The 23,438-nt window shown below is 68.3% G+C and carries 21 protein-coding genes; 13 read left to right on the plus strand and 8 right to left on the minus strand.

Annotated features, from left to right (window positions below; all coding sequences use genetic code 11):
• The first annotated feature begins 167 nt into the window (after positions 1–167).
• Both ABZS97_RS04185 and ABZS97_RS04190 read left to right on the plus strand, forming a co-directional pair.
• The gene (locus ABZS97_RS04185) at positions 168–2,717 is read left to right on the plus strand and encodes a GH32 C-terminal domain-containing protein (protein WP_356133314.1); all 2,550 of its coding nucleotides are present in this window, start codon (positions 168–170) and stop codon (positions 2,715–2,717) included.
• A gap of 120 nt (positions 2,718–2,837) precedes the next feature.
• On the plus strand, positions 2,838–3,494 hold the full coding sequence (locus ABZS97_RS04190) for a class I SAM-dependent methyltransferase (RefSeq protein ID WP_356133316.1): 657 nt from the start codon (positions 2,838–2,840) through the stop codon (positions 3,492–3,494).
• A 440-nt stretch (positions 3,495–3,934) separates the two neighbouring features.
• Here ABZS97_RS04190 and ABZS97_RS04195 read toward each other — a convergent pair whose 3' ends face one another.
• Positions 3,935–4,828, minus strand: a complete 894-nt coding sequence (locus tag ABZS97_RS04195) for a site-specific integrase (RefSeq protein ID WP_356133318.1) — start codon at positions 4,826–4,828, stop codon at positions 3,935–3,937.
• A 34-nt stretch (positions 4,829–4,862) separates the two neighbouring features.
• Positions 4,863–5,066 (minus strand): hypothetical protein, encoded by a 204-nt coding sequence (locus ABZS97_RS04200; RefSeq protein ID WP_355842394.1) that lies wholly within the window; start codon positions 5,064–5,066, stop codon positions 4,863–4,865.
• 251 nt (positions 5,067–5,317) lie between these two features.
• Between ABZS97_RS04200 and ABZS97_RS04205 the strand changes: the two genes are divergently transcribed.
• The 5 genes from ABZS97_RS04205 to ABZS97_RS04225 all read left to right on the plus strand — a co-directional run bounded on the left by ABZS97_RS04205 (position 5,318) and on the right by ABZS97_RS04225 (position 9,058).
• The gene (locus ABZS97_RS04205; protein WP_356133320.1) at positions 5,318–5,659 is read left to right on the plus strand and encodes a hypothetical protein; all 342 of its coding nucleotides are present in this window, start codon (positions 5,318–5,320) and stop codon (positions 5,657–5,659) included.
• Between the two features lie 973 nt (positions 5,660–6,632).
• Positions 6,633–7,034 (plus strand): hypothetical protein, encoded by a 402-nt coding sequence (locus ABZS97_RS04210; RefSeq protein WP_356133322.1) that lies wholly within the window; start codon positions 6,633–6,635, stop codon positions 7,032–7,034.
• A gap of 599 nt (positions 7,035–7,633) precedes the next feature.
• Complete coding sequence (locus tag ABZS97_RS04215; RefSeq protein WP_356133324.1) at positions 7,634–7,795, plus strand: hypothetical protein; 162 nt, start codon at positions 7,634–7,636, stop codon at positions 7,793–7,795.
• Entirely contained in the window at positions 7,761–8,372 is a 612-nt protein-coding gene (locus tag ABZS97_RS04220) for a caspase family protein (RefSeq protein ID WP_356133326.1), read from the plus strand. The genes ABZS97_RS04215 and ABZS97_RS04220 overlap by 35 nt, the downstream gene beginning before the upstream one ends.
• Positions 8,373–8,593: 221 nt before the next feature.
• Positions 8,594–9,058: a hypothetical protein gene (locus tag ABZS97_RS04225; RefSeq protein WP_356133331.1), complete on the plus strand. Its 465-nt coding sequence runs from the start codon at positions 8,594–8,596 to the stop codon at positions 9,056–9,058.
• A gap of 210 nt (positions 9,059–9,268) precedes the next feature.
• Here the strand turns inward: ABZS97_RS04225 and ABZS97_RS04230 are convergent, their stop codons facing one another.
• Positions 9,269–9,535: a hypothetical protein gene (locus ABZS97_RS04230; RefSeq protein ID WP_356133333.1), complete on the minus strand. Its 267-nt coding sequence runs from the start codon at positions 9,533–9,535 to the stop codon at positions 9,269–9,271.
• 445 nt (positions 9,536–9,980) lie between these two features.
• Entirely contained in the window at positions 9,981–13,643 is a 3,663-nt protein-coding gene (locus ABZS97_RS04235; RefSeq protein WP_356133335.1) for a LamG-like jellyroll fold domain-containing protein, read from the minus strand.
• Between the two features lie 788 nt (positions 13,644–14,431).
• Between ABZS97_RS04235 and ABZS97_RS04240 the strand changes: the two genes are divergently transcribed.
• Positions 14,432–15,043: a DUF4232 domain-containing protein gene (locus ABZS97_RS04240; protein WP_356133337.1), complete on the plus strand. Its 612-nt coding sequence runs from the start codon at positions 14,432–14,434 to the stop codon at positions 15,041–15,043.
• 33 nt (positions 15,044–15,076) lie between these two features.
• Here ABZS97_RS04240 and ABZS97_RS04245 read toward each other — a convergent pair whose 3' ends face one another.
• From ABZS97_RS04245 to ABZS97_RS04255, 3 genes are all read right to left on the minus strand, one after another.
• Positions 15,077–16,483, minus strand: a complete 1,407-nt coding sequence (locus ABZS97_RS04245) for a helix-turn-helix domain-containing protein (protein ID WP_356133339.1) — start codon at positions 16,481–16,483, stop codon at positions 15,077–15,079.
• 173 nt (positions 16,484–16,656) lie between these two features.
• On the minus strand, positions 16,657–17,985 hold the full coding sequence (locus ABZS97_RS04250) for a phosphatase PAP2 family protein (protein ID WP_356133377.1): 1,329 nt from the start codon (positions 17,983–17,985) through the stop codon (positions 16,657–16,659).
• 244 nt (positions 17,986–18,229) lie between these two features.
• Positions 18,230–18,898, minus strand: coding sequence for a DNA-binding response regulator (locus ABZS97_RS04255; protein WP_356133341.1), 669 nt, complete (start codon positions 18,896–18,898; stop codon positions 18,230–18,232).
• 72 nt (positions 18,899–18,970) lie between these two features.
• Between ABZS97_RS04255 and ABZS97_RS04260 the strand changes: the two genes are divergently transcribed.
• From ABZS97_RS04260 to ABZS97_RS04270, 3 genes are all read left to right on the plus strand, one after another.
• Positions 18,971–19,819: an aldo/keto reductase gene (locus ABZS97_RS04260; protein WP_356133343.1), complete on the plus strand. Its 849-nt coding sequence runs from the start codon at positions 18,971–18,973 to the stop codon at positions 19,817–19,819.
• Between the two features lie 98 nt (positions 19,820–19,917).
• On the plus strand, positions 19,918–20,544 hold the full coding sequence (locus ABZS97_RS04265; RefSeq protein WP_356133345.1) for an NAD(P)-binding oxidoreductase: 627 nt from the start codon (positions 19,918–19,920) through the stop codon (positions 20,542–20,544).
• 126 nt (positions 20,545–20,670) lie between these two features.
• The gene (locus ABZS97_RS04270; protein WP_356133347.1) at positions 20,671–21,147 is read left to right on the plus strand and encodes a tautomerase enzyme; all 477 of its coding nucleotides are present in this window, start codon (positions 20,671–20,673) and stop codon (positions 21,145–21,147) included.
• A gap of 36 nt (positions 21,148–21,183) precedes the next feature.
• Here ABZS97_RS04270 and ABZS97_RS04275 read toward each other — a convergent pair whose 3' ends face one another.
• Positions 21,184–21,768, minus strand: coding sequence for a TetR/AcrR family transcriptional regulator (locus tag ABZS97_RS04275; protein ID WP_356133349.1), 585 nt, complete (start codon positions 21,766–21,768; stop codon positions 21,184–21,186).
• Between the two features lie 107 nt (positions 21,769–21,875).
• Here ABZS97_RS04275 and ABZS97_RS04280 point away from each other — a divergent pair, with 107 nt between their 5' ends.
• Complete coding sequence (locus tag ABZS97_RS04280; RefSeq protein WP_356133351.1) at positions 21,876–22,307, plus strand: tautomerase family protein; 432 nt, start codon at positions 21,876–21,878, stop codon at positions 22,305–22,307.
• The gene (locus tag ABZS97_RS04285; RefSeq protein WP_356133352.1) at positions 22,300–23,310 is read left to right on the plus strand and encodes an alcohol dehydrogenase catalytic domain-containing protein; all 1,011 of its coding nucleotides are present in this window, start codon (positions 22,300–22,302) and stop codon (positions 23,308–23,310) included. Before ABZS97_RS04280 ends, ABZS97_RS04285 begins: the two co-directional genes overlap by 8 nt.
• Positions 23,311–23,438 lie beyond the last annotated feature (128 nt).

Here is a 23,438-nt window from a genome sequence, read left to right on the forward strand (position 1 = left end):
CTGGCTGGAGCTGCCGGTGCCGTGCTGCCCCCACAGCCGGGCTCGCCCGTGACCTTGGACGAGGCCACGGCGCAACCGCCGCCCGCACCCGACACGCGTCAAGCGTCACTCGTCACGCGTCAGTCCCCTACGGCTGAGCCGAAGCCCGCCCGCCTGCAAGGAGCGCCATGCCCAGAACTCTCCGTCCGCGCCGCAGACTCCTGGCCGCACTGGCCGTCCTGTCCGGGCTCGGCCTGGTCGCCGCATCTCCGGCCATGGCCGACACGCTCTACCACGAGCAGTACCGCCCCCAGTTCCACTTCACCCCGGCCCAGAACTGGATGAACGACCCCAACGGCCTCATCTACTACAAAGGCAAGTACCACCTGTTCTTCCAGTACAACCCGTCCGGCAACAGCTGGGGCAACATGTCCTGGGGCCACGCGGTCAGCACCGACCTTGTGCACTGGAAGCAGCTCCCGGTGGCCATCCCACAGGACGACAAGGAGATGATCTTCTCCGGCAGCGTGGTGCTGGACAGGAACAACACCACCGGCTTCGGGACCAAGAAGAACCCTCCGCTCGTCGCCGTCTACACCAGCGCCCAGAAGGCTTCCGGCAAGCAGCAGCAGGCCCTCGCCTACAGCACCGACGGCGGCACCACCTGGACCAAGCACGACGACAACCCGGTGCTCGACATCGGCTCGAACAACTTCCGCGACCCCAAGGTCTTCTGGTACGCCCCCACGCAGCGCTGGCTGATGGCGGTCTCCCTCGCCGACCAGCACAAGATCTCCTTCTACAGCTCGGCCGACCTCAAGCACTGGACCCACCAGAGTGACTTCGGTCCGGCCGGCGCCACCGGCGGGGTGTGGGAGTGCCCGGACCTGTTCCCGCTCCCGGTCGACGGCGATCCGAAGAAGACCAAGTGGGTACTGGCCGTCAACCTCAACCCCGGCGGCATCGCGGGCGGCTCCGGCGCCCAGTACTTCGTCGGCGACTTCAACGGCAAGAAGTTCACCTCCGACGACGACGGCAGCTACACCCCGCCGAGCGGCACCGTCATGCAGGACTTCGAGTCCGGCTCGTTCGGCGACTGGACGGCCACCGGTGACGCCTTCGGCAGCGCGCCGGCGACCGGGGCGGTGGACTGGCAGTCACAGGTCACGGGCATCGAGGGCAAGGCTTTCGCCAACAGCTTCCACGGCGGTGACGCCTCCACCGGCACGTTGACCTCGCCCGAGTTCACGGTGACCGGCAACTACATCAACTTCAAGGTCGGCGGCGGCAACCACCCGTACCAGCCCGGCACCGTCCTGGGCGACCAGCCCACACCCACCGGTGAAACCCTCGCCGACTTCGAGGGCAGCAGCTACACCAGCCCCATCGGCGACTGGACCACCACCGGCGACGCCTTCGGCACCGGACCGGCCCAGGGCGCCATCGGAGACCAGCAGCAGGTCTCCGGCTACCTCGGCAACGGCCTGGCCAACAGCTTCCTGGGCGGCGACGCCGGCACCGGCACCCTCACCTCCCCGACATTCACCATCGACAAGAAGTACCTGGACTTCCTCATCGGCGGCGGCTACCACCCCGCGAGCTCCGACGCCCCCACCGCGGTCGAACTCATCGTGGACGACAAGGTCGTACGCTCCACCACCGGATCCAACGGCGAAGCCCTGAACTGGACGTCGTGGGACCTGTCCGACCTACAGGGCAAGCAGGCCCAGATCAAGGTCGTGGACGCCAACACGGGCGGCTGGGGCCACCTCAACCTCGACCAGGTCGTCCTCTCCGACACCCAGGCGAAGCCCCCCTCCATCGAGACCGGCGTCAACCTGCTCGTCGACGGCAAGGTCGTCCAGAACGCCACCGGCGCCGATTCCGAGAACCTCGACTGGGCCTCCTTCAACACCACCGCCTACAAGGGCAAGAAGGTCCAGATCCAGATCGTCGACGCCAACCCCGGCGGCTGGGGACACGTCCTCGCCGACCAGTTCACCACCGCCGACAAACCCGCCCTGAACACCACCCAGCGCGCCCACTGGCTCGACTACGGCGCGGACTTCTACGCCGCCAACACATGGACCGACGCACCCGGCGGCCGCCGCGTTATGACCGCCTGGATGAACAACTGGAACTACGGGCAGGCCATCCCCACCTCCCCGTGGCGCAGCGCCGACACGTTCCCCCGCCAGCTCTCCCTGAAGACCGTGAACGGCAAGGTCCAGCTGATCCAGCAGCCGGTCGGTGAACTGACCACCCTGCGCGGAGCCCGTACCCGGGTGCCCAGCACCCGCGTCACCAACACCACTACCCCGCTCTCGGTGCACGGCAGCACCCTGGACCTTCAGGCCGACCTCACCCCGGGCACCGCCGACCGCTTCGGCCTGGACGTCCGTACCGGCGCCGGGCAGCGCACCCGCATCGGCTACGACACCGCCACCGGCGAGGTCTACATCGACCGCACCGCCTCCGGCGCCACCGACTTCGACCCCACCTTCTCCGGCGTCCAGCGCGCTCCCCTCGACCTGCACGGCGGCCAACTGAGCCTGCACGTCCTCGTCGACGCCTCCTCCGTCGAGGTCTACGCCCAGAACAGCCGTGGCGAACAGGTCACCCTCACCGACCAGATCTTCCCCGCCCCCTCCAGCAACGGCATCGACGCCTTCACGGAGGGCGGCACCGCCACCCTCAACCATCTGCAGGCATGGAAGGTGAAGTCCATTTGGCCGTGACATGCCCTCAAGTCCGTGCGCCAGACGGCCGGGAAACGGCTTCCGGCGCACGGATATCGGCGCGGGAGCCGAGGACTACGCGAGATCGGCCTTCCCTGCCCTACTTGATGGACTGAGTGGATGAAGATTCTGTCGCCTCGCGCCCTGCGGTCTCTTGAACGGTTCAATGCCGCCTACCCCCGGGATCACAACGCCCACTACCACCGCTGGATCCTGCGGCAGCTGCCGAGACACTTCAACCGGGCCCTGGACATCGGCTCCGGCAGCGGTGACCTCGCAAGGCTTCTGGCCAGACGCGCCGCCGTCGTGGAGGGAGTCGATTCCGATCCGGCGATCACCGCTCAGGCCCAAAAGCTGACTCCATCTGCCCTCGCAGTGACTTTCACCGTCGCGGATGCGATGGCCGAGTTCCCCGCCGACTCGTACGACGTCATCACGTGCGTCGCCACAATCCACCACCTGCCGTTCACACAGGCACTCACCCGTTTCCGCCGCAATCTGGCGCCGGGAGGAACCTTGGTGATCGTCGGACTGTCCCGCGCTCAGTCACTTGCAGACCACCTGCTAGGTGCTCTCGCCATCCCGGCCAACGCTGCCATGGGTTGGCTGAAGAACAAGGGCCGTCCCTCGCCCCGGCCCGTCTCCATGACGGCCCCAACTCGCCCAGCGGACATGACCTTCGACGACATCCTCCGTGAAACCAGAAACGTACTTCCCGGCGCACGGCTGCGACGACGGCTGTTCTGGCGCTACACGCTCGTATGGCATCACCGCTGAGCGAGTCCGCACCGATTCAGAACAGGCGGGCGGGCAACTGGACGCGATGGTGAGGCCGATCAGCGCGGCACCGCACTCACCCTCACCGACCAAGCCCCGGACGGACGCGGAGCAATCTGCCGGATCATCGAGGAGGCAGCTCGCCTTCCTGAACAGCAGGTGCATCCGGGGGCGCAGCCGGCCTCCGCTCCTGCCGCTGCGGAACGCATTCAGCACACATGAGGCCGGGAAACCCCGTAAACACGTGAGAACTACAGAGGGGCGTTTTCCCAGGCCAGGCACCCTGCAGCCTACGTTTCCGCAGGTCACAGCGCCGCCCAGAGAAAACTCCTAAAGCGGGTGTCGCAGGTTCGAATCCTGCCGGGGGCACCAGCGCAAAGGCCCCGGACCGATCTTGGTCCGGGGCCTTTGCCATCTACTTTTGACATCAACGGGGGCGGTCACCCGCGATCGGGGCGCCTCTTCTTGTTCCTCAGTAGCCGGTCCATATGGCTCATGGCTTCGCGCTGGGTGTCCTGGACGACGTGGGTGTACACGTCCATGGTGATGCTGATCTGGCTGTGCCCGAGGATCTCCATGACGACGCGGGGCGCGACTCCGGCCGCCGTGAGGAGGGTGGCGGTGCCATGGCGGGCGTCGTGCAGCCGGATGACGCGGAGGCCAGCGGACTCGGCGACACGGGTGAAGGAGCGGTAGACGTTGCGCGGCTCGACCGGACGGCCATTGCGAGTGGCGAAGACGTACCCACCGTCAATCCACGACTCCCCCGCCCGCTCCTTGGCAGCCGCCTGCCGCATCCGGTGCCACCGCAGCGGAGCGATGCACCTGGCCGGGAGCGGAAGCGCGCGGTGGCGGCGGCTCTTGGTCTCGTCGTCGTAGAGGACCCCGCGCCGCCGCTGTGTCTGCTGGCGGACGTGCAATACGCGCTTGTCCAAGTCCACGTCGGTCCAGCGCAGACCGATGAGCTCACCCCGCCGCAGCCCCATCGCGATGGCCAGGACGAAGGCCGCGTACAGCGGGTCCTTTCGGGAGGCGGCGAGGAAGTCCAAGGTCTCGTCGAGCGTCCAGGGACTCAGCTCACGCGACGAGGCCCGGGGCGGCTCGACGAGGCCCGCCACGTTCCGCGTGATCAGCTCTTCACGACAGGCAGCGGCCAGGGCCGTACGCAGCACCCGGTGCGACTCCTTGGCCGTGGCCGCCGTCGCCCTCGTCTCCAACTGGTTCAGGAAGCGCCGCACGTCGGCGACGCCCAGGGCTTCGAGCCGCTTGGACCCGAGCATGGGCACGAGGTAGAGCCTGACGTGCGACTCGTACTTGTCGTACGTGCTGAGCATCGCTGCGACGACGGTTTTCAAGACCGTTCGCCGATCAGGAGTAGAAGCCCCTGCCGTACTCCTCGGGCCCGACACTGAAGTCGTCCGGACGATCACGCCTCAGCTCCTCGTACCGAACCGCGAACACGTCGATAGCTTCATGGATCGTGCAGTCCAACACTTCGCGGATCGTCTTGAGCGCGAAGATGATCCGGTGATCGACGATGTCGCGATCTACGCTTGCCGGCAGTGTGGTCACGGGTCCCCCGAAGTCGCTGTACAGCAGCGGAGTACAGCAACCGCACAGACCACAGCCAACCGAGTAAGACCGTTGGCAGGCCAACGGTCAGCCAATCGATCCTCAGCAACCGTCGCGCCCATAGTTCGGATCGGGGGGCGGCGGGTTTCGCAGGACTTTCAGCGGCGGCGGACGGAGATGGACGGGCGCCGCTCGCGTGTGCCGGCCGGAGCGTGGATGATTGGCCGTCAGGGTGCGGAGGGGGTGATCCAGTGCACGGAAGTCTGCCGGTTGAGAATGCGGGGAGCGTCCCGCTGTGCCTCTTCGTCGAGCCGTACGGTGAGGACTTCTGGCTTGAGCCCGGCGAGGCCGTCACCGTGTCGTCGGTCAGCGACGACATCAATGTCCAGTTCGCGGTAACCGTGGCGGCCGAGCTGTTGAGCGTGTGGCTCTACGAGGACGGCGACCCGCACAGGGTCGTCTCGGAATCCCAGGTGATCGATGCGTCTGGTACTCCGTTGAAGTGTGGACACCAGCGTCACGACCGGCGAATTCCCGGACCGTTCTTGCAGCGAGTTGTCAAACCCGATGATTCTCCTGACACCAGCGCCTGACACCAACAAGGGCGGACAGCGGCGGTTGACGTTGAACCTCAGCGCACAGTCAGCCGAGGAACATGGCGGGTTGAAGCAGGACCCCGACCCCGCGTGATCGACCTGATAAGGATGAGGCCACATCTCAAAGCTTGCCAATATCGTGGCGCTTCCTCCTTAGTTCAGAGGTGACGTCCCGGTTGGCCAATTCTTCCGTGACCCTTGTCTCGGATGTGACGTCCCTCGGCCCCCTGACCAGTGACTTACGATCTCAGGCATGCGTCATGCCATACCCCGTCTCGCCTGTCTCCTGCCCTTGATCGGATTGATCGCAGGGTGCGGAAGCAGCCAGACTCCCCAACCTTCCCCGGGGCGGGCAAAGGTGACCGTCGACCCTTCAGTGGCGCAGCGTCGCACGGAATACGAGAACGTTCGCACAGGGCTGCTCCAAGCGGTGGCGGAGGTGGGCGTGCCCGGTGGATTCAGGGGAGACGGCAAAGAGAAGCCATCGGCTGATTACTGCTCCGTCTTTCTTGACGGATTTGTGTCGGCGAAGAGCGGGGCTCAGCCCCGGGAGACGGTCACGGCAGCACTGCGAGCAGACGGCTGGAAGCAGGTCCAGTCCGGGGGTACTGACGAGAGTCTGCTCACCCGTGGCACCTGGGCGGTTTTCGTGACCCGCACAACCGCACCCCTCGCGGGTGCCGACGGCAAGATGCTTCACGAGCTCACGATCACGGCCGACTGCGAGGGGAACTCGTAGTAGTGGTCGACGGCTCGCGCGGAACAGCAGCGAAGTACAGCAACCACGGCAACCGACCATGACCGTCAGTGTCCATCGGCACCCTCCTCCCAAGCCTTTGCGATCTCCGCGTCGGCTGCCTCCGCGTGGCCGGCCGCTAGCATCGGGTCATGACATCACATCAGGCGGATGCCGCGTAGGTCCCCGCGCGAGGTGAGGGCCACCGTGCCCCATGGGCAAAATGATGGCGCGGTGAGCACGCTGCTCATCAGCGCGTGTCCTGGGCCACCAACGTGTGCTGCCGTCCACACGTACCTCTTCGTCGATGGCCTCGACGTAGTCGCGCGCAGCGACAGCAGAATGGTCGGCCTTGATCCGAGCCGGCTGCTCCGCCCAGGGGGACCGCTCTATCCGACCGATACGCCAGGCACGGTGGATGTGGCATCCCAGGAACAATCCGATCCGGAGCCGGGCGGGTTGACCGTCCGGGTCCGGCTCCGGGGTGAGACGGTCATCTGGTCCGGTCTGATGTACCCGGGCCCTGATGGCAGGCCGATCGAGGAGGTTCACTTCCGCCTGGAGCAGTACCTGGGCGAGGTCGAGCGAGCGTACGCGGCGTTGAAGGGCCCCTCTTCAATCAGTAGTCCCGGATGAAGAGGTCGTGCCAGACGCGTGCCAGATCGTGCGGGGAATCACGGGAACAACGGGGAACCAGTCGAACCTCTACTGCGCTTCTGCGCCCCTTCGCAGCATGTCAGACCTCGAACAAGCCCTAGATGCCCTGAGCTTCGCAAGCTGAGTGCACAAGTCCGCTCGTCACCGGGCCGGTTGCGTACGTTGTTCAGCATGATCCGAGAGCTGTCCGTACCAACTGACACTGACGCGACGGTGCCGATGCTGGAGTTCGCCCCTACGGTGAGGATATGAGGCGACCCGATCGGTCTCCGGCAGGCGCTTGGCCTGCGGCCGTGGCGAAGGCAATAGGTCCTGGCGCCCCTGGTGTGAAGGGGGTCAACGATGGCGGATGCTCTTAGGCTAGAGGTGCAAGTGCATCCAATCCCAGATGGTGATCTGGAGGAGTTGGCGACGCTCACGGGGCGACTTCGCGCGGAGCTACTCGATCTCGACGTGATGGCAGTCGACCCGACGAGCCAGGAGCGGGTGCCCGAGGGCGCCAAGGGGCTCGCGACCGTAACCGGCTGGCTGGCTGGCTGGCTGGCTGGCTGGTCGTACGGTTCGGGAGTTTTGACGGCTTGCGTACGATACTGGGCGCCGTGCGCGGATGGGCACAGCGGACCGACCGCGTGGTGGAGGTCAGTCTGGGCGGTGACATTCTGAAGGTCACCGGAGTGACTTCCGAGCAGCAGGAAAAGATCATCAATGACTGGCTTGCGCGTCACACGGCCGGCTCCTGAGCTGCCTGCTGAGCATCGGTTTGCGCTGGTGGTGGCGACCACCCGGTACGCCGATGCAACACTGCAGCAGCTGCGGGCGCCCGCCCATGACGCCGCCGCCTTGAGCCGGGTACTCGCCGACCCGCTCACCGGTGCCTTCGAGGTTACGACCGTGATCGACCGATCGGGCCAGGAAATCCGCCTGGCAGCCGAGGAGTTCCTCACCGGCCGCAGCCCTCGGGACCTGCTGGTGGTCCACCTGTCCTGCCATGGACTAATCGACCTTCGCCGACGGCTCTACTTCGCCGCCACGGACACGGTCAAGAACCGGCTTGCAGCCACAGGCGTGGAGTCGCAATGGTTGTTGGAGGAGATGGAAGACTGCAGGGCCCGTCGGCAGGTAGTCATCCTGGACTGCTGCTTCAGCGGTGCATTCGCCCAAGGGGCGAAGGGCAATACTGACCTGGGACTGGGCCCGCGGTTCCATGGGCAAGGCCGCGGTCGGGTAGTGCTCACTGCATCCCGGGCGCAGCGTTCCTGCCTACTCCTGAGGGTCACCATGGATCCGCACACCGAGCGCGCTGACATGCTGAGATGACGGGCCCAGCCGTCTCAGTTTCCGTCTCATTCATCCACGTTCACGACCGTTCAGCGGGGGCCGGGAGGCCAGCCCATCCCGGTGGCCAGCCGCCCATGAACGCAGGTGAACGCCCCTGTACCCAGCCCAACTCCCCACCACCACAGTTGGAAAGCGTGTTGGCAGCGCATGACTTGGGCCAACAGCTCCCCGCCGTAGGCGGCACGTGATCAGCTTGTGTTGTGGAAGCCGTCATCGCCAGCGCCGTAGCCGTCCTGGGCACCCTGCTTGGCTCAGGGATCACCCTTGCATTTCAGCAACGCACAGCCGAGAGAAGCCACGAGTTCACACGCCGTGAGAAGCTCCGACAGGAACGGCTCGATGCCTACTCGGCCTACGCTGGCGCCCTGGTCAACTACCGGCGGTGTCTGGTCCACCTGTGGTTCTGCATCCATGAGCAACCGCCGCCCGAGGACGCAGACGAGGTTCGAATACGCGCCTACGACCTCCGATCAAGCGCCCAAGAGGCCCTGTTCCGCGTGCAGATGCTCACGGATGACGAGGCTCTGAGTCGGTCCGCAGAAGCTGTACTCACTGAAGTGACCGGCCTCTACAAGACGGATAGTCGAAGCGAACTCGACGAGCGCCGAGCCCACACCCGTGATGGCATCAGCCACTTGGTGCGCGCGGCCAAGCAGCGTCTCTGACTCACTCAGCCAGCGTGCCCGCACAGTCATGCCGACCAGGTCCTAACCGCTGACTAGGACGCGCACCACATCCGCACCAGACGGAGCGGGAAACAGCGGGGACTCACGGTGAAAGGAACCAGGCCTCCGAGCCAGGCTCCGGGCGTTCGCCCAGGTCAGCCTTCGAAACCCACCCTTGAGCCCGAGCTTCCCAGGCTGAGAGTCGATGGCTCAGTACGGTCGCGGAATCTCGTGCTCTTCCAGCGCGCCCGCGTAGCGCGTCAGTAGTGCATCCAGGTCGACCAGGAGGAAGCCGGCGGACTCCCGGGCCTCAGCCAGGTCACCGCGCTCACACGCCTCCACCACCTCGGCGACGTCGCTGCGGAGGATGTAAAGGGAGTCCCCCTGGATCAGTACCCCGGGGAACCGTCGGCCGGGTAGACGGACCACGGCATCGTTACCGCCGTCGGTGAACAGCTCTGCCTCAACACGCTCCATCACGCCATCCAACCTGACATCACCATCTGACATCAACGACAGGGAACACCGGCGTACTTGAGCGGCATGAGCGGCGCTTCAGCTGGACAAGCGGGGCCCCACGGTGGCCATGCGACCGAACTCCTAAATCGCGTGTCGCAGATTCGAATCCTGCCGGGGGGCACAGAGGAACACATGGTCAGGGGTCCTTTCGTCCGGTGGACGGGAGGGCCCCTTGACGTTGCTGCGCGCGTGCCGTGTGCGCAGAGAGTGGTGAGCTGCGCCGCGCGGGAAGTGCCGGGGTTGCCCGGGCGGTGGTGGACGGCAGGTGCCCGGGTCCGCCGCACTTGGCGGGCCCGGGCACCTGTCTGTGGCATCGGAGGGTGGACGGCGGGCAGGCAGGCGGCGTGATGCAGCGGCTGTTCGCCCTCCGGGCGCGTTTCAGGCGCCGTTGGTGGTCATCGTCTCAGCGCACCTCCTGCGAGTACCGCGCGACGGTGATGCGGTCGATCAGCGGCGCGTAGGCGGAGCGGAGCAGGACGCCGGGGAAGGTGTCCGAGGCGTGGGTGGTGCCGTCGAAGTTCGGGAGTTCCTCGGAGCGGAAGGCGATCGTGTTCTGTCCCTTCTTCAGGTGGACCGGGACGGTCAGCTCCCAGAAGTTGTTCTGGTGGAAGCTGTGCGGGAAGCCCACGCGCTGTGTCCTGCCGGCGTTGACGCTGATGTCGGCGTGGCGGGCGAGCGGGTCCGGGTTGTAGTGGGTGGCCTCGGACTGCTCCGGGTTGGAGTAGCGGATGCGCATCGCGTACAGGCCGGCCCGGTCGGCGCGGACGGTGAACGTCGCGGTGTTGCCGTTGCCGGGGTCGCCGCCGATGCCGGTGATCGCCGTGCCCTCGGTGGCCAGGGAGAGCGGGGTCAGCGTGGCCGAGCCCGCGAGCTTGGCGTCACTCGCCTCGTACGTACGCGTCGGCAGCGCGTTCTTTGTGAGCCGGACCGTCAGGCGGTCCACGAGGGTGGAGGACGAACTCCCGGTCAGCGACACCTTGTTGACGCCGCCCGAGAGGGAGACCGCCACGCTCTTCCTGTTCTTGGCCAGGTGCAGGACGTCGTGCCCGTTGACGGAGAGCCGGGCGTTCGCGTCGCCGAGGGTGTCGACCTTGAGGGTGGCCTCGCGGTCGGCGGGCGAGTAGACCCAGAACGTGGCGCTCTGGCCCTTCTTGAGCTGGACCGCGCCCGAGCCCGTGGCGGGGGCCCCGGCCTGCTTCGGCAGCTTGTAGACGGGCTGCGCCCCGCCGCCCAGCCAGGCCAGTTCACCCTCGTGGACCTGGGTGTCGGCCGAAGCCTCGGGGAGGGAGAGGGTCAGGCGGTCGACGATGGCGTCGCCCTTGGTGGCGCGTTTGCCGTCGGCGCTCTTCGCGGCCAGCGTCAGGGTGTGCTTGCCCTTGGTGAGCTCGACCTTGGTGTCGGTGTGGTCCCACACCACCCACTTGTAGCCCAGCGGAAGGTGCATCTCCTGCTCGCTGTCCGCCTTGCCGTCCACGCGCAGGAAGACGTTGGTCGGGCCCTGTTCCTTCACCTTGTCGAAGGTGTTGAGGGAGTTGGCGAAGGTGCTCAGGTCGTACGTACCGTCCTCGGGCACGTCCACGGCGAAGTCGAGCGTGACGTCCGAACCGGTGCGCAGGCCGCCCACGTCGTAGCCGCCGGAGGTGTAGAACTTCGACACGTCGCGGGGCGAGCCCTCCGGGCCGTTCTTCGAGTAGCCGGACCCCGTGTGGGCGGCGTCCTCCGCCTCGTACGAACCCTGCCAGCGCACCGGCGAGGACTGCGTGCCCTTCGCCTTGCCGGCCGGGCTGAGGACGATCTCGTACGCCGAGGACTCCTTCAGCTTCGGCAGCGCGCCGTCGCCGAAGTCGACGACGACCTTGCCGTCGTCACCGACGTTCAGGTTCTGCTCCGAGAGCAGCTTCGGGCCGGCGGAGTCGCCCACCTGGCCGCTCCACTCGATCTCCCGCACCCAGGCGTGCACGCGGTCCCCGAAGAGCTTCTTCGGGACGTTGTCGAAGGTGATGTGGCCCTTGCCGGTGGAACCGCCGAAGATCAGCCGGGACTGCTTCTTCTTCTCGTCCAGCGTGGCGACGCCCTGCATGGTGTAGTTCTCGCCCGGGAACGGCGGGGTCACGTCGACCGTGTGCCCGCTCATCGAGGCGTACGAGTGCAGCAGCCACCACTGGCCGTTGCCACGGTTCGACTGCACGGCGGAGTCGGAGAGGTTGCCGTCGATGTTCCAGTACGCGATGTCGGCGTCCACCTTGGACTCCTCGATCGCGGACACCCACTGGACCATCTGGCCCGGAACCGAGGTGTGGTAGTTGAAGGCGTACTCATTGATGTTGACGGGGAGTTGGGTGCCCTCACGGCTGGTGCCCTTGAACAGGTCCTTCTCCCACACCCGGTACTTGGCGACGCTCGTGCGCACCGCCTCCGGATGGCTCAGCTCGTGCCAGGTGATGACGTCCGGGAGAGTGCCGGCGGCAAGGGCGTGTGTGAGGAAGCCCTTCACCTGGTCGTAGAGGACGCTGGTGTTGGGGCCGGCTATGCGGGCGTTCGGCATCTTGCTCTTGATGAGCTTGTAGAAGTCGTCCCAGGCGGCGAAGTAGTCGTCCGGGTCGTTGAGCCAGCTGACCTTGTTGTAGCTCCACTCGCCGGTGCCGAACATGTTGCCCTCGGGCTCGTTGAACGGCACGAAGACGATGTTGTCCTGGTACTCCTTCGGCAGCTGCAGGACCTGGTCGACCTGCTTGGCGACCTTCTCCCGGTAGAGCTTGAGCTTCTCCTCGGGGGTGCCGCCCGGCCACTCGTACGGGAAGCCGCGGTGGATGTCGGTCATGTAGATGTAGACGTCACCGTTGGTGGAGTCGGCCAGCGGCTTGACCACGTCCAGCGCATCGGCACCGGGGTGCTGCGGGCCGTCCTGCGCCTTGGTGGAGACCGTCCGCAGGCCCATGCCCTCGATGAGGTTGTTGGTGGGGACGTCCGGCCCGTACACGCCGTAGAGGGTGCCGGAGGCGCCGCCGTGGAACTTGCCGGTGTCGGAACCGAGGTCGACGTCCAGCCGGCCCTCGCGGACCACGGTGACGGTCGCCTTCACAGCTCGTCCGGCCGCCGTTCCCGCGACGGTGAACGTGCCGGGCCGGGCGTACTTGTCGGACGGTACGGCGTCCCAGGCGATCGGGGTGTCGCGGTCGTAGCCGTCGGAGAAGGTGGAGCGGACGGCGGCGGGGAGGGACGGGGCGGTCCCGGTCGTCGTGCGGGCCTCGAAGGACGTCTTCGAGAGCTCCTGGAGGGTGGGTGCGGCGTCGACCGTGCCGGCCACCTGCTCGGGGCTGAGCGCCGCGTGCCACACGGTGAAGTCGTCGACCGCGCCCTTGAGCAGCGGATCCGGCCAGAAGGACTTGCCGATGTAACCGGCGGCCGTGGCCGAACTGTCCAGCACGTCCCTTGCCTTGATGCCGGTGGCCGAGGAGGAGACCGCGACGCCGTCGAGGTAGGTGGTGAGCCGGCCGGCTGAGGTGTCGAGAGTGACGGTGACGGTCCGCCACTGGTCGGCGGGGAGCGGCGCGTAGCCGAGCACCTGTGTCTCCGCGCCCCCTCCGCCGGTGGTCACGGAGGTCTGCAGCAGCCCGTTGCCGCTGTACGGGGTGGCGAAGAGGTACTTGGTGGTGTCGGTGCCCAGATCGAAGAGCCGCTGCCAGGAGGACTTGTCGCCGCTCCACTTCACGCGGGCGGAGACCGTCAAGTCGCTTGCGTCGCCGAGCACTTCGCGGGGCAGGCGGACGTACGCGCCGTCGGAGGTGGGCGCCCCGCCGGGCAGGGCGAGCGCCTTGCCTCCGTCCGCGCCGGCGACCGACTGGGCGGTGGAACCGTTCACCAGGCTCGCCGTCAAGCCGTTGCCGGAACTGTCCGTGATCTTCCCGGAGGCGAGGTCGTCCTGGTCGAAGGTGTAACGGGCGGTGGGCTGGGGGGCGTCGGCCGCGTGCGCGGGGGTGACCGGCGCGGCCAGCAGGCCCGCGCCGACGGCCAGGGCCACGGCGGCCGGGGCTCTGCGTCGCCCGGTTCTGTCAGCGGATGGCATGGTGGCGTCCTTCCAGGATCGTCGAATCGGTTCGACCACGCCCGCACCGGCTCCTACCGGTGGGCGAGGAGGCCGACCGGGTGGTCAGGTGTTACGGGTTGGCCCGGGTTCGGGGAGCGTGGCGTGCGGCTGCGCCGACGCTTCGGCGGTGCCGGGCGGCACCGTCCCACGGCGGGACCGTGAGGGCTGGCGAAAGCCGGACGAGGTCAACCGGTCGGCCCGGAGCGGCCGACGAGTGCGGGCATGGGCGTCCGTAGGCGTCTGCGACGCCGTTTGTGGCGTGGCGAGGGCATGGGCGGCTCGGCCTTCGGCTTCGGGAGGCGAGGCGACGCACTCCTCTCAACTCAACCTGGGAATTCGGTATTTCGAACGCAGTTCGGGTGGTCGGCGAGACCGTAGGGGCAGGCGGGCGTGATGGTCAAGACTTTGCACAGTCCTTGGAGGTGCCCGCCGGGTCGGCCGGTCGCGGACAGCCTGCCCCGCACCCGTGCCGCGCGGGTCGGAGGCAACCGGCCGGGCCCGCACACCGCATCGGATCCGGTCGCCGGCCCGAGGGGGTTCCCTATCCCACTTCGGCATCCCAGGCTTCCCCGTTTGTGCAGGTCATCGGGGGTGGGATGTTCCATCGTTGCAGGAGGAGCGGCGGCTGTTGTCCCAGGCTCACGAGGCATCCGATGCTGTCGCTGTCGCACCGGCTGAAGCGGCCGACCGCCCGGCACACGCCTTGATCCGCAGGGTGGGGCCGAGGGCGCGTGCGACCTCGTACCGATCAGAAGAGGAACACGCAGATGAACATGAAGTCCCTTGTGAGCCGCCGTGTGGCCGTGTCCGCGGGTCTCGTCCTGGCTCTTGGGTTCGGTGTGTCGGCGCAGGCATCCGCCACCGGGCCGCGGACGGTCAGTGGGAAGGCCAAGCACGCGGTGTCGCACCGCTTGGGCGCCAGTGGCGCCAAGGCCACCGTCGCCGCCTGCTCCCAGGAGGTCCTCGGGGTGTCCTCCGTGAAGGAGCCCGCGGACAGCAAGGACGCCAGGCACCTCCTCCTCATCGTCCAGAACGCCGGCGACAAGAAGTGCAACCTGTACCGCTACCCGCTCGTGCGGCTCGGTGCCGGCCGGACCACGGCCCCCGTGATCAAGGAGAGCGACCCGAACCCCGGGGTGCCCGTCACCCTCGCTCCGGGCGAGGAGGCGTATGCCGCTCTGCTCGTCAACGGCCCCATGGACGAGTACGAGGCGAAGAGCATCACCCTCAGCCTCCAGGGTCGCAAGCCCGGCAGCAGCGCGGGCAAGCCGATCGATGTCCCCATGCCCGTCGAGACGTTGTACGCGAACGACTTCCAGCGTGTCACCTACTGGACGACCGCTCCCGGCTTCGCCCTGGACTTCATCATGTCGAAGTGAAGGACCGCTCGGTCCGGGCGGCCTGACGCTTCGTCAGTCACCGCTCTCCGTCTCCGCCTTGTCGTAGGTGGTGGTCATGGGGATCCAGCCACGGGGGTTGCGGTACCAGTAGTGCGGTAGCCCCTTGATGCCGGTGGTGCGGAACGGGCGGCCGTGGTCGTCGATGCGCACCGTGCCGCTCCGGCCCTGTGAGGACCAGTCGAGGTCGAGGTACCAGTCGCAGGTGCAGGAGTCGGTGCGCGCGGAGAGCATCAGGACCTCCGGCTCCCGCAGGGACACCTGGTAGGGGAAGTCGACCGCGGTGATCGGTCTGCCGGGGTCGTTGCCGGGCATCGACCGGGCCAGGGGCCGGTGCGCGTCGAGGTTCACGGAGAAGTAGCGGGGGATGAGGACGGCGCCGCAACCTTCGTACATGGAGTAGGCGATGCCCCGGCGGACGGCGGGGGTGGTGCGGTTGACCACGCGCACATGCAGCGCCTCCAGGACGACGGCGGCGGAGCCGCGTCCCTGTACCGAGATCCGCAGGTTGGTGGTGCGCCCGTGCACCGCCTGCTGGGACGTGGCCCACGCCTCGGCGTCCGCCGGGGTCGGCGGTGGCGGGACCTCCCGCGGTGGCTTGTCGATGACGTAGTCATGGTCGCATTCGAGTTGCCAGAGATGGGAGTTGGCCGTCCAGGTGAGCGGGATTGACGGTGGGACGGTGTCGGCGCCGGCTCGGCTCTCCTGCGGGCTGCCGCTGCTGCGCGTGGCCGATGCCGAGGGTACGGGTGCGGTGCGGGTGGAGGCCGACGGTTCACCGCCACGGGAGGGTCCGGCAGAGGGGATGCCGCCGCTGTGCGCGGCCGACGCCGAGGGTTTCGGTGTGGTGCGGGCGGACGCCGACGGCTCCCCGCCGCCGGCGCGGGGGCCGGCAGCGGATGTGGCGAGGCCGGCGAGCGCGACGGCGAGCGCTGCCGCCAGTGCCATCGATCGCACGGACCTTCGTCGAAGGCGCCCGGCGCGGGGCCGCCGGCCGGCCGGCGAAACCGGCTCCGGGTCCTCGCCCGCCGGGCTGCCGTGGCTCGTGGACGCGGCCGATACGACCGATGCGGCGGTGCTCGCGGACACGGCCGATACGGCCGATACGGCGATGCTCGTGGTGTCGTCAGGCGCGGGTGCCCGCCGGTCATCCGACGGGCGTGGTCGTTGCCGTTCCGCGACTGCCAGGATCCACCGGCGGTGCAACTCCACGCGTTCCCCGGGCGATGCTCCGCACAGGGCGGCGAACCGCTCGATCCTGGTGAAGTCCAGGGGAACCGACTCTCCGGCGCAGTAGCGGTGCAGCGTGGAGGCGTTCATGCCCAGACGGTGTGCCAGCGCGGCGTAGCTGCGGTCCGTGCGCGCCTTCAGCCGCGTCAGCAGCAACGCGAACTCCGCTACGTCATCGTGGATTGCATCCATGCGGTCCGTACTCGCATCCATCCATCGGCCTCGCAGCCGTGTCCCGATACGGGACGGCGTCCCAGGCACTCCCCGTACCCCTGCACGTCAATACGGCTGGGATGGTTCCAGGGTTGCAACGCCCCTCTCGGCGGACAGCGGTGGCTTCCCCAGGTGAACGCCGCGCCGCGGATTCACACCACTTCGGGTTGCGGTTCCGGTTGAAGTGCCGGCGCCGGCTTCGGCTGCCACTGTGTGGTGGTCCGTACGTAGCCGTAGACCACGGAGCCCACCGCCAGAATGAGGAGGGGTCCGGACAGCCACGGGTGTGCGGCCATCTCCGTCGGCAGATAGCGGTACGAGAGCAGGAGTGCGGCGAAGACCGTTGTGCCGTAGGTGACCAGTTGGATTCCTGATCGGTCCCAGCCGCGGTCGTGCGCGCGCAGGGCGGCCTCGATCGTGACCGCGAACACCACGCCGGCGACGAGGTCCGCGCCGTAGTGATAACCGAATCCCAGTGTCGCGGTGAGGGTGGCGACCAGCCAGAAAGTGCCCGCGAAACGCAGAACTCGTGGGCCCTTGCGGGAATGAATGAAGATCGTGGTGGCCCACGCCGTGTGCAGGCTGGGCATGCAGTTGCGTGGGGTGATCTGGTCGAACGGCATCGGGTGCGGGGCGCTGATCGGCGGCATGATGTCCGGCCAGAGGTTGGCCACGGCCCAGTGCGCGGTGGGCGGCGTTTCCGGCAACAGGCGGGCCCATGCCCAGTATTCGTTGCCGTTGCCGAAGGCGTAGAGCGGTCCGACCACCGGGAAAATCATGTAGATGGCCGGCCCGAGAAGGCCGATCACCAGGAAGGTGCGCACCAGATGGTGGCTCGGGAAGCGGCGCTCGACCGCCACATTGCGCAGCTGGTACAGCGCGACGACGACCGCGGCGACGGCGAGCTGACCGTAGACGAGGTTGAGGGTATGGACGCCGACCGTGCCGGAGGCCATGACGATCCGGCCCACCAGCCAGGACGGATCGCCCAGCGCGTGGTCGGCGGCTGCCATGTACTGGTCGAGCACCGCCGGGCGGCTCTTCGCCGTGATCAGCAGCCAGGTGTCACCGGTCTTGCGGCCGGCCACCAGCAGCAGAGCCAGCCCGACGCCCTTCAGCATCAGCAGACGTTCCTGGCCCGCGCGACGCGTGACAGCGAAGACCGCACTGCCCAATATCACCCACAGAGCACCGTTGCCGAAGGGGTGGCCTTCGGTCACCTTGATACCGGCCGCCCATCGCACCAGCACGATGACCACGTCGATGCCGATCGCCGTGCCGGTCGCGATGAGCCGCTGCCGCCGGGTGAACGTCACCATCATCAACGCCATGCTGGCGTACAGCAGAAAGCCTGATTTGGGCGGGAATATCACTTCGCGCACCTGGCTGGCCATCGGCCCCGGGATGCCGTAGTGATGCGCCGCGATCTCCAGCGCGATGAGGAACGCGAGGGTCACGGCACCCGCCGCGCCCCACAGCAGCACCCGCGGCCGGCGCCACGCGGGGAACGCAGGTCTGCGATTGGTTCGCGAAAAAAGCCGCGATGTTCGAGGTATCAATTATTTGGCCGGTTTGCTAGATATTGGTCGAGTTTGGTCACTGATCGCGCTGGAAAGCATGGTTTTTCGACGAAGGACGTTCGAAGGACGCCTTCGTCGTGAGTTCGAACATGCTAACGGAGCCGTGCGGGTGGGTTTCAGGGACTTACGGGACCCGGAATGGTGATCAGCTCCGGGTCAGGCCCAGTTCGCCCGCGCGCACCCCGGCCTGGAAACGGGAGCCCGCGTTGAGGGCGACGAGGAGTTCGGCGACCCGGCGGCGGTAGGTGCGCAGTGACATGCCGAGGTCTCGTGCGGCCGCCTCGTCGGTGACGCCGGAGCCCAGGGCGCGCAGGACTCTGCCGGTTTCGGCGTCGATGCGGGGGCGTTCCGAACTCAGGAAGTCAGCGAGGTCGGTGGCGCTCTGCCAGGCGGCCTCGAACAGCGCGTAGGCGCCGTCGACGAGGGCCGGCGTGGCGCTCATGGTGTACGTGCGCCGGCCGTGGGCGGCCATGGCGGCGGGCACGGGGCTGGTGAGGATCATGGTCCGCCGGTCGATGAAGACGGTGCCCTGGGTCAGCGGGGTCGCGGCGATCCGCACCTGCATGCCGTGGGCGGCCATCTCGCGCAGCGCCTCCCGGTCGCGCTCGTCGGCGAGCACGGCGGGGCTGTACAGCTTGCGGGCCGGCCGTACGGTGCCACCACGACGTATCTCCCGGCGCGCGGCCTCGCGGGCGCCGGGCCAGATGTCGAGGTCGCGGGCGATGTTGACCCATTCCGCGTCGTCCGGCTCCGTCAGGGGCCTGATCCGTGCCCAGAGTTCAAGATCACTGTTGAGCACCATGACCTGTGGCATGAGCCCATTGTGCCTCTGGCAGCAAAATGCCACGGGCTCGTGAACCGATTCCGGCCCGGGCAGCCTGGGCCCATGAGCAACAGATTCCGCCTCGGCGGCGACCTCGACGTCAACCGGCTCGGCTTCGGCGCGATGCGCCTGCCTTCCAAGGACGGCATGGGCGGTCCCGCCCGCGACCCCGAGAACGGCCGTGCCGTGCTGCGCCGCGCCGTGGCCCTCGGCGTCGACCACATAGACACCGCCGAGTTCTATTTCAGCGCGGGCGGTACGGTGCGCGCCAATACCCTGATTCGCGAGGCCCTGCACCCGTACCCGGCAGGCCTGACCATCGCCACCAAGGTGGGCCCGGTCCTCGGTCCGGACGGCATCTCCCACGGCACCGCGGCCGACCTGCGCGGCCAGGTCGAGGCCAACCTCGAAAGCCTGGGGCTGGACCGGCTCGACCTCGTCTACCTGCGCATCGGGCTCATGGAGCCCCCGCACGGCGAATCCCTCGCCGAACGCTTCGAGGCGCTCGCCGCCCTGCGCGAGGAGGGTCTGATCCGCCACCTCGGCGTCAGCAACATCGACGCCGCCCATCTCGCGGAGGCGCGCGCCATCGCCCCCGTCACGGCCGTGCAGAACCAGTTCCACGCCGCCCGGCGCGGCGACGCGGACATCCTGGCCGCCTGCGAGGAGTCCGGGATCGCCTTCGTGCCCTTCTTCCCGGTGGGCGGCGGCGGGGAGTTCGAGGACGCGCGGCCGGCCAAGGTGGCGGCCCGGCACGGCGTCACCGTCCCCCAGATCGGCCTGGCATGGCTGCTGGCCTCCTCCCCGGTGACCCTCGCCATCCCGGGAACAGGGTCCGTCTCCCACCTGGAGGAGAACATGGCCGCCGCCGCGATCACCCTCACCGAGGAAGACCTCGCCGACCTCGCGTGACGTCCGGCTGCTCCGAGGAGCCTGCCTCCGAGGCCTCCCCCTGGTGCGTTCCTCCGCACCACACCCTGCCGCCCCCAAACACGAAGGACACCCATGCCATGAAGCTGCTGATCCTCGGTGCGACCGGCCCGACCGGCCGCCACGTCGTCGACCTGGCCCTGCGGGCCGGTGACTCGGTCACCGTCTTCGTCCGCAACCCGGCCGCGCTGGGCGACCTGGCGGATCGGGTCACCGTGGTGACCGGGGACGCCACCTCGCGGCACGACGTCTCCGGCGCCATGACCGGGCAGGACGCCGTTGTCGCCGCACTCGGCCGCGGGAACTCGTTGACCGCCGACGACTTCTTCACCCGTTCCTCCACGGCCGTGATCGCCGCGGCCGAGGAGGTGGGCATCTCGCGCCTGGTGTGGCTGTCGTCGTTCGGCGTCGGCCACACCTACCAGTGGTCGAGCGTCCCGCAGAAGCTGATCTACCGCACTCTGCTGCGCTCGGTCTACGCGAACAAGGAGATCGCCGACGAGCGCATCCGCTCCAGCGGACTGGACTGGACCCTCGTCTACCCCACCAGGCTGACCCACGGCCCGGAAGCCGGCACCTACCGGGCGGACGACCGGCTGCCGATGAAGGGCAACCCGACGATCAGCCGCGCGGATGTCGCCGCCTTCATGCATCAGGCGGCGCACGGCAGCGAGTGGCTTCACCGCACCGCAGTGATCTCCGACTGAACCCTCTGGGGCCTCTGGTCTCCGAAGTCTTCGGAGTCTTCGGAGTCTTCGGAGTCTTCGCCTATGACAGTCGTTATAGAGGGCTGTAGGCTACTGCCTCTATAACGACTGTCATAGGAGGATGGCATGACGATCATCACCGTGAACGCACCGAAGGGCCGCCTGGGCCTGGAGCAGCGCCGCGAGCTGGCCGAGACGCTGACGGACGCGGTACTGCTGCCCGAGGTGGGACAGTCCGCTCCGGCCGCCCGGGTCGGGTTCCAGGTGCACTTCGTCGAGCGCGAGCGGGACATGATGGCCATCGGCGGACGGCTGCTGGCGGACGCCGGGCCGGACCTCGACGTGATGGTGATCGACATCGCGGTCATGGACGCCGCCTGGCAGTCGGACGTACGGGCCGAGGTCATCGAGCGCGCGCTCGCCGCACTGGCGGAGGCCTGCGGACTGGAGGAGCCCTCGCCGACGTGGTGGGTCAACTTCCGCGTGATCGAGGAGGGCAGCTGGGGCTCGTCCGGGGGCGTGCTGTCGATTCTGCCGCTGCTGGAGAGCGGGGTGTTCACCAAGGAGAGGGTCGAGGCCGTGCGCGCCGCGCTGGGTGCCTGACGCTCAGGGGGAACGCCGAGCGCGCGACGCGCCCCCTCAGTCCCTGATCGTGGCCAGGATGAGCCCCCGCAGTTGCTCCGCCGCACGGTCGAGGGGCTGCGTGCTGCGTCTGGCGCGGCACATGGCCACGGTTCCCTCGACGGCCGCGACGATGAGCGTCGCGAGCTGCGCCGCCTGCTCACGCTCGGCGCCGTGCTCGCGCAGCGAGGCGGCGAGCAGGCCCTCCCAGGTGGTGAAGACCTCGGCGGCGGCCACCAGGGCGGCGGGCGGCTCGTCGGCGGGCGGTTCCTCGATGGAGACGGCGAGCACCGGGCAGCCCGCCCGGAAGTCACTGTCGACGACGATCTTGCGCCACAGGCCGAGGAAGGCCTGCAGTCCGGCGACCGGACCCGCCTCCAGCTCCCTGCGCAGGCTGCGGGCGACCCACTCGCCCGTGTAGCGGACGGCCTCCGTGGCCAACTGCTGCTTGCCCTCGGGGAAGTAGTGGTACGTCGAGCCGAGCGGCGCCCTGGCGTGCTTGGCCGTCTCGCGAATGCTCGTGGCGTTCAGGCCGCGCCGGCTGATCATGTCGGCCGCCCCGGCCACGATCCGCTCACGCGCCGTCGGGCTGGGCTTGGTCACGTACGTGATCCCTTCTGACACCACACACCACTGGATATAACGACCGTCATACTCTAGCGTGACGCTGTCTATAACGACTGTCATAGAACCGAAGAGAGAGGTGTGCCATGCCGTCGATCCGGCTCACGGTCCCCGCCGGTGCCCTGAGCGAACAAGGCCGCCGGAGCGTTCAGCGTGACCTCGCCGCGGTGCTGCTGCGCTGGGAGGGCGCACCCGACACGCCGTTCTTCCGTGCCCAGGCGTGGAGTTACCTCCTCGAACTGCCGGCAGGCGCGCAGACCACCGCCGAGGACGACGCCCCTCGCTTCCTGGTGGAGGTCACGGTCCCGCAGGGCGCCCTGTCCGAGCGCCGCAAGGCGGGCCTGGTCGAGGAAGTGACGCAGACCGTGCTGTCCGCGGCCGGTCTCGCCGCGGACGAGGCCCTGCGGGTGTGGGTGCTGGTGCACGAGCAGCCCGACGGCACCTGGGGAGCGGGCGGCTCGGTTCTGCGCCACGCCGACCTGGTGGCACTGGCGAAGGGGCAGCGCGCCGATGCGTGAACTGACCTACGTCGCCAAGCGCACCGTCGAGTGGCGCGAGGCACCCGACCCGAGGCTCCGGTCCGGGCGGGAGGCGATCGTCGCGCCGGTGGCCGCCACCCCCTGCGACGTCGACTCCGCCATCCTCGCCGGGCACGGCTTCGTCGAGCCGCCGTTCGCCCTCGGCCACGAGTGCGTCGCCCGCGTGGTGGAGACCGGCGACGCCGTCACCGCCGTCACCCCCGGCGACCTCGTCGTGGTCCCCTGGTCCATCAACTGCGGTATCTGCGACCGCTGCCGGGCCGGGCTGACCGCGCACTGCGCCGCCGTGCCCTACATGGCGATGTACGGCGCCCCGATCGGCGGGAGTTGGGGCGGACTCTTCTCCGACCTGGTCCGCGTGCCCTACGCCGACGCCATGCTCGTACCCCTGCCGCCCGGTCTCGACCCCGTCGCCATGGCCTCGGCCAGCGACAACTGGTCCCTGGCCTGGCGGCTTGTCGCCCCGCATCTCAAGGCCCGCCCCGGCGCGCGGGTGCTGGTCGTCGCCCGTGGCAGCATCGGCCTGTACGTGTGCGACATCGCCCGCGCGCTCGGCGCCGGTGAGGTGCTCTACGTCGACCCCGCCGCCGAGCACCGCGAGATCGCTCAGGGGTACGGCGCCGCCACCGCCGTATCCATGGAAGGGGTCCCGCCGGGCTTCGACATCGCGGTGGAGGCCACCGGCCGCGTCGACCAGCTCGCCCTGACCGTCAAAGCCCTGGCGCCGGAAGGGATCTGCGAGAGCGCGGGCAACCACTTCCGGCCCGGCGAGCTGCCCCTGCTCGACATGTACCTCACCGGCGTCACCCTGCGCGTCGCCCGCGACAACGTACGCGCCCACATCCCCGACGCCCTCGCACTCGCCGCCACCGGCGAGGTCGCCCCCGAGAAGGTGGTCTCCCACGTCATCGACTGGGAGGACCTGCCGACCGCGCTGCCGGAGAAGTACCTCAAGCCCGTCTTCGTGCGGGCGGGCAGCTGAGTCGACGGCCGGTCCGACGGCCGGGGAACGGGAACGCGGACCCGGACGATGACCGTCCGGCCCATATCTCGTCACCGCTGCGTCACAGGTGAGCGTTGGCGAGAACCCGTCGGCCGCCGATCCTGTCT

The sequence above is a fragment of the Streptomyces sp. NPDC005485 genome (genome assembly GCF_040606085.1).
In the GTDB taxonomy this organism is placed as follows: Bacteria; Actinomycetota; Actinomycetes; order Streptomycetales; family Streptomycetaceae; genus Streptomyces.

What these genes read in the sequence shown, in the direction of transcription:
- ABZS97_RS04240 (WP_356133337.1), top strand. Translation starts at nt 14,432, where the DNA reads ATGAACATGAAGTCCCTTGTGAGCCGCCGTGTGGCCGTGTCCGCGGGT.
- ABZS97_RS04255 (WP_356133341.1), bottom strand. Translation starts at nt 18,898, where the DNA reads ATGCCACAGGTCATGGTGCTCAACAGTGATCTTGAACTCTGGGCACGG.
- ABZS97_RS04285 (WP_356133352.1), top strand. Translation starts at nt 22,300, where the DNA reads ATGCGTGAACTGACCTACGTCGCCAAGCGCACCGTCGAGTGGCGCGAG.
- ABZS97_RS04245 (WP_356133339.1), bottom strand. Translation starts at nt 16,483, where the DNA reads ATGGATGCAATCCACGATGACGTAGCGGAGTTCGCGTTGCTGCTGACG.
- ABZS97_RS04280 (WP_356133351.1), top strand. Translation starts at nt 21,876, where the DNA reads ATGCCGTCGATCCGGCTCACGGTCCCCGCCGGTGCCCTGAGCGAACAA.
- ABZS97_RS04235 (WP_356133335.1), bottom strand. Translation starts at nt 13,643, where the DNA reads ATGCCATCCGCTGACAGAACCGGGCGACGCAGAGCCCCGGCCGCCGTG.
- ABZS97_RS04195 (WP_356133318.1), bottom strand. Translation starts at nt 4,828, where the DNA reads ATGCTCAGCACGTACGACAAGTACGAGTCGCACGTCAGGCTCTACCTC.
- ABZS97_RS04190 (WP_356133316.1), top strand. Translation starts at nt 2,838, where the DNA reads ATGAAGATTCTGTCGCCTCGCGCCCTGCGGTCTCTTGAACGGTTCAAT.
- ABZS97_RS04270 (WP_356133347.1), top strand. Translation starts at nt 20,671, where the DNA reads ATGACGATCATCACCGTGAACGCACCGAAGGGCCGCCTGGGCCTGGAG.
- ABZS97_RS04230 (WP_356133333.1), bottom strand. Translation starts at nt 9,535, where the DNA reads ATGGAGCGTGTTGAGGCAGAGCTGTTCACCGACGGCGGTAACGATGCC.
- ABZS97_RS04220 (WP_356133326.1), top strand. Translation starts at nt 7,761, where the DNA reads ATGACTGGCTTGCGCGTCACACGGCCGGCTCCTGAGCTGCCTGCTGAG.
- ABZS97_RS04265 (WP_356133345.1), top strand. Translation starts at nt 19,918, where the DNA reads ATGAAGCTGCTGATCCTCGGTGCGACCGGCCCGACCGGCCGCCACGTC.
- ABZS97_RS04260 (WP_356133343.1), top strand. Translation starts at nt 18,971, where the DNA reads ATGAGCAACAGATTCCGCCTCGGCGGCGACCTCGACGTCAACCGGCTC.
- ABZS97_RS04185 (WP_356133314.1), top strand. Translation starts at nt 168, where the DNA reads ATGCCCAGAACTCTCCGTCCGCGCCGCAGACTCCTGGCCGCACTGGCC.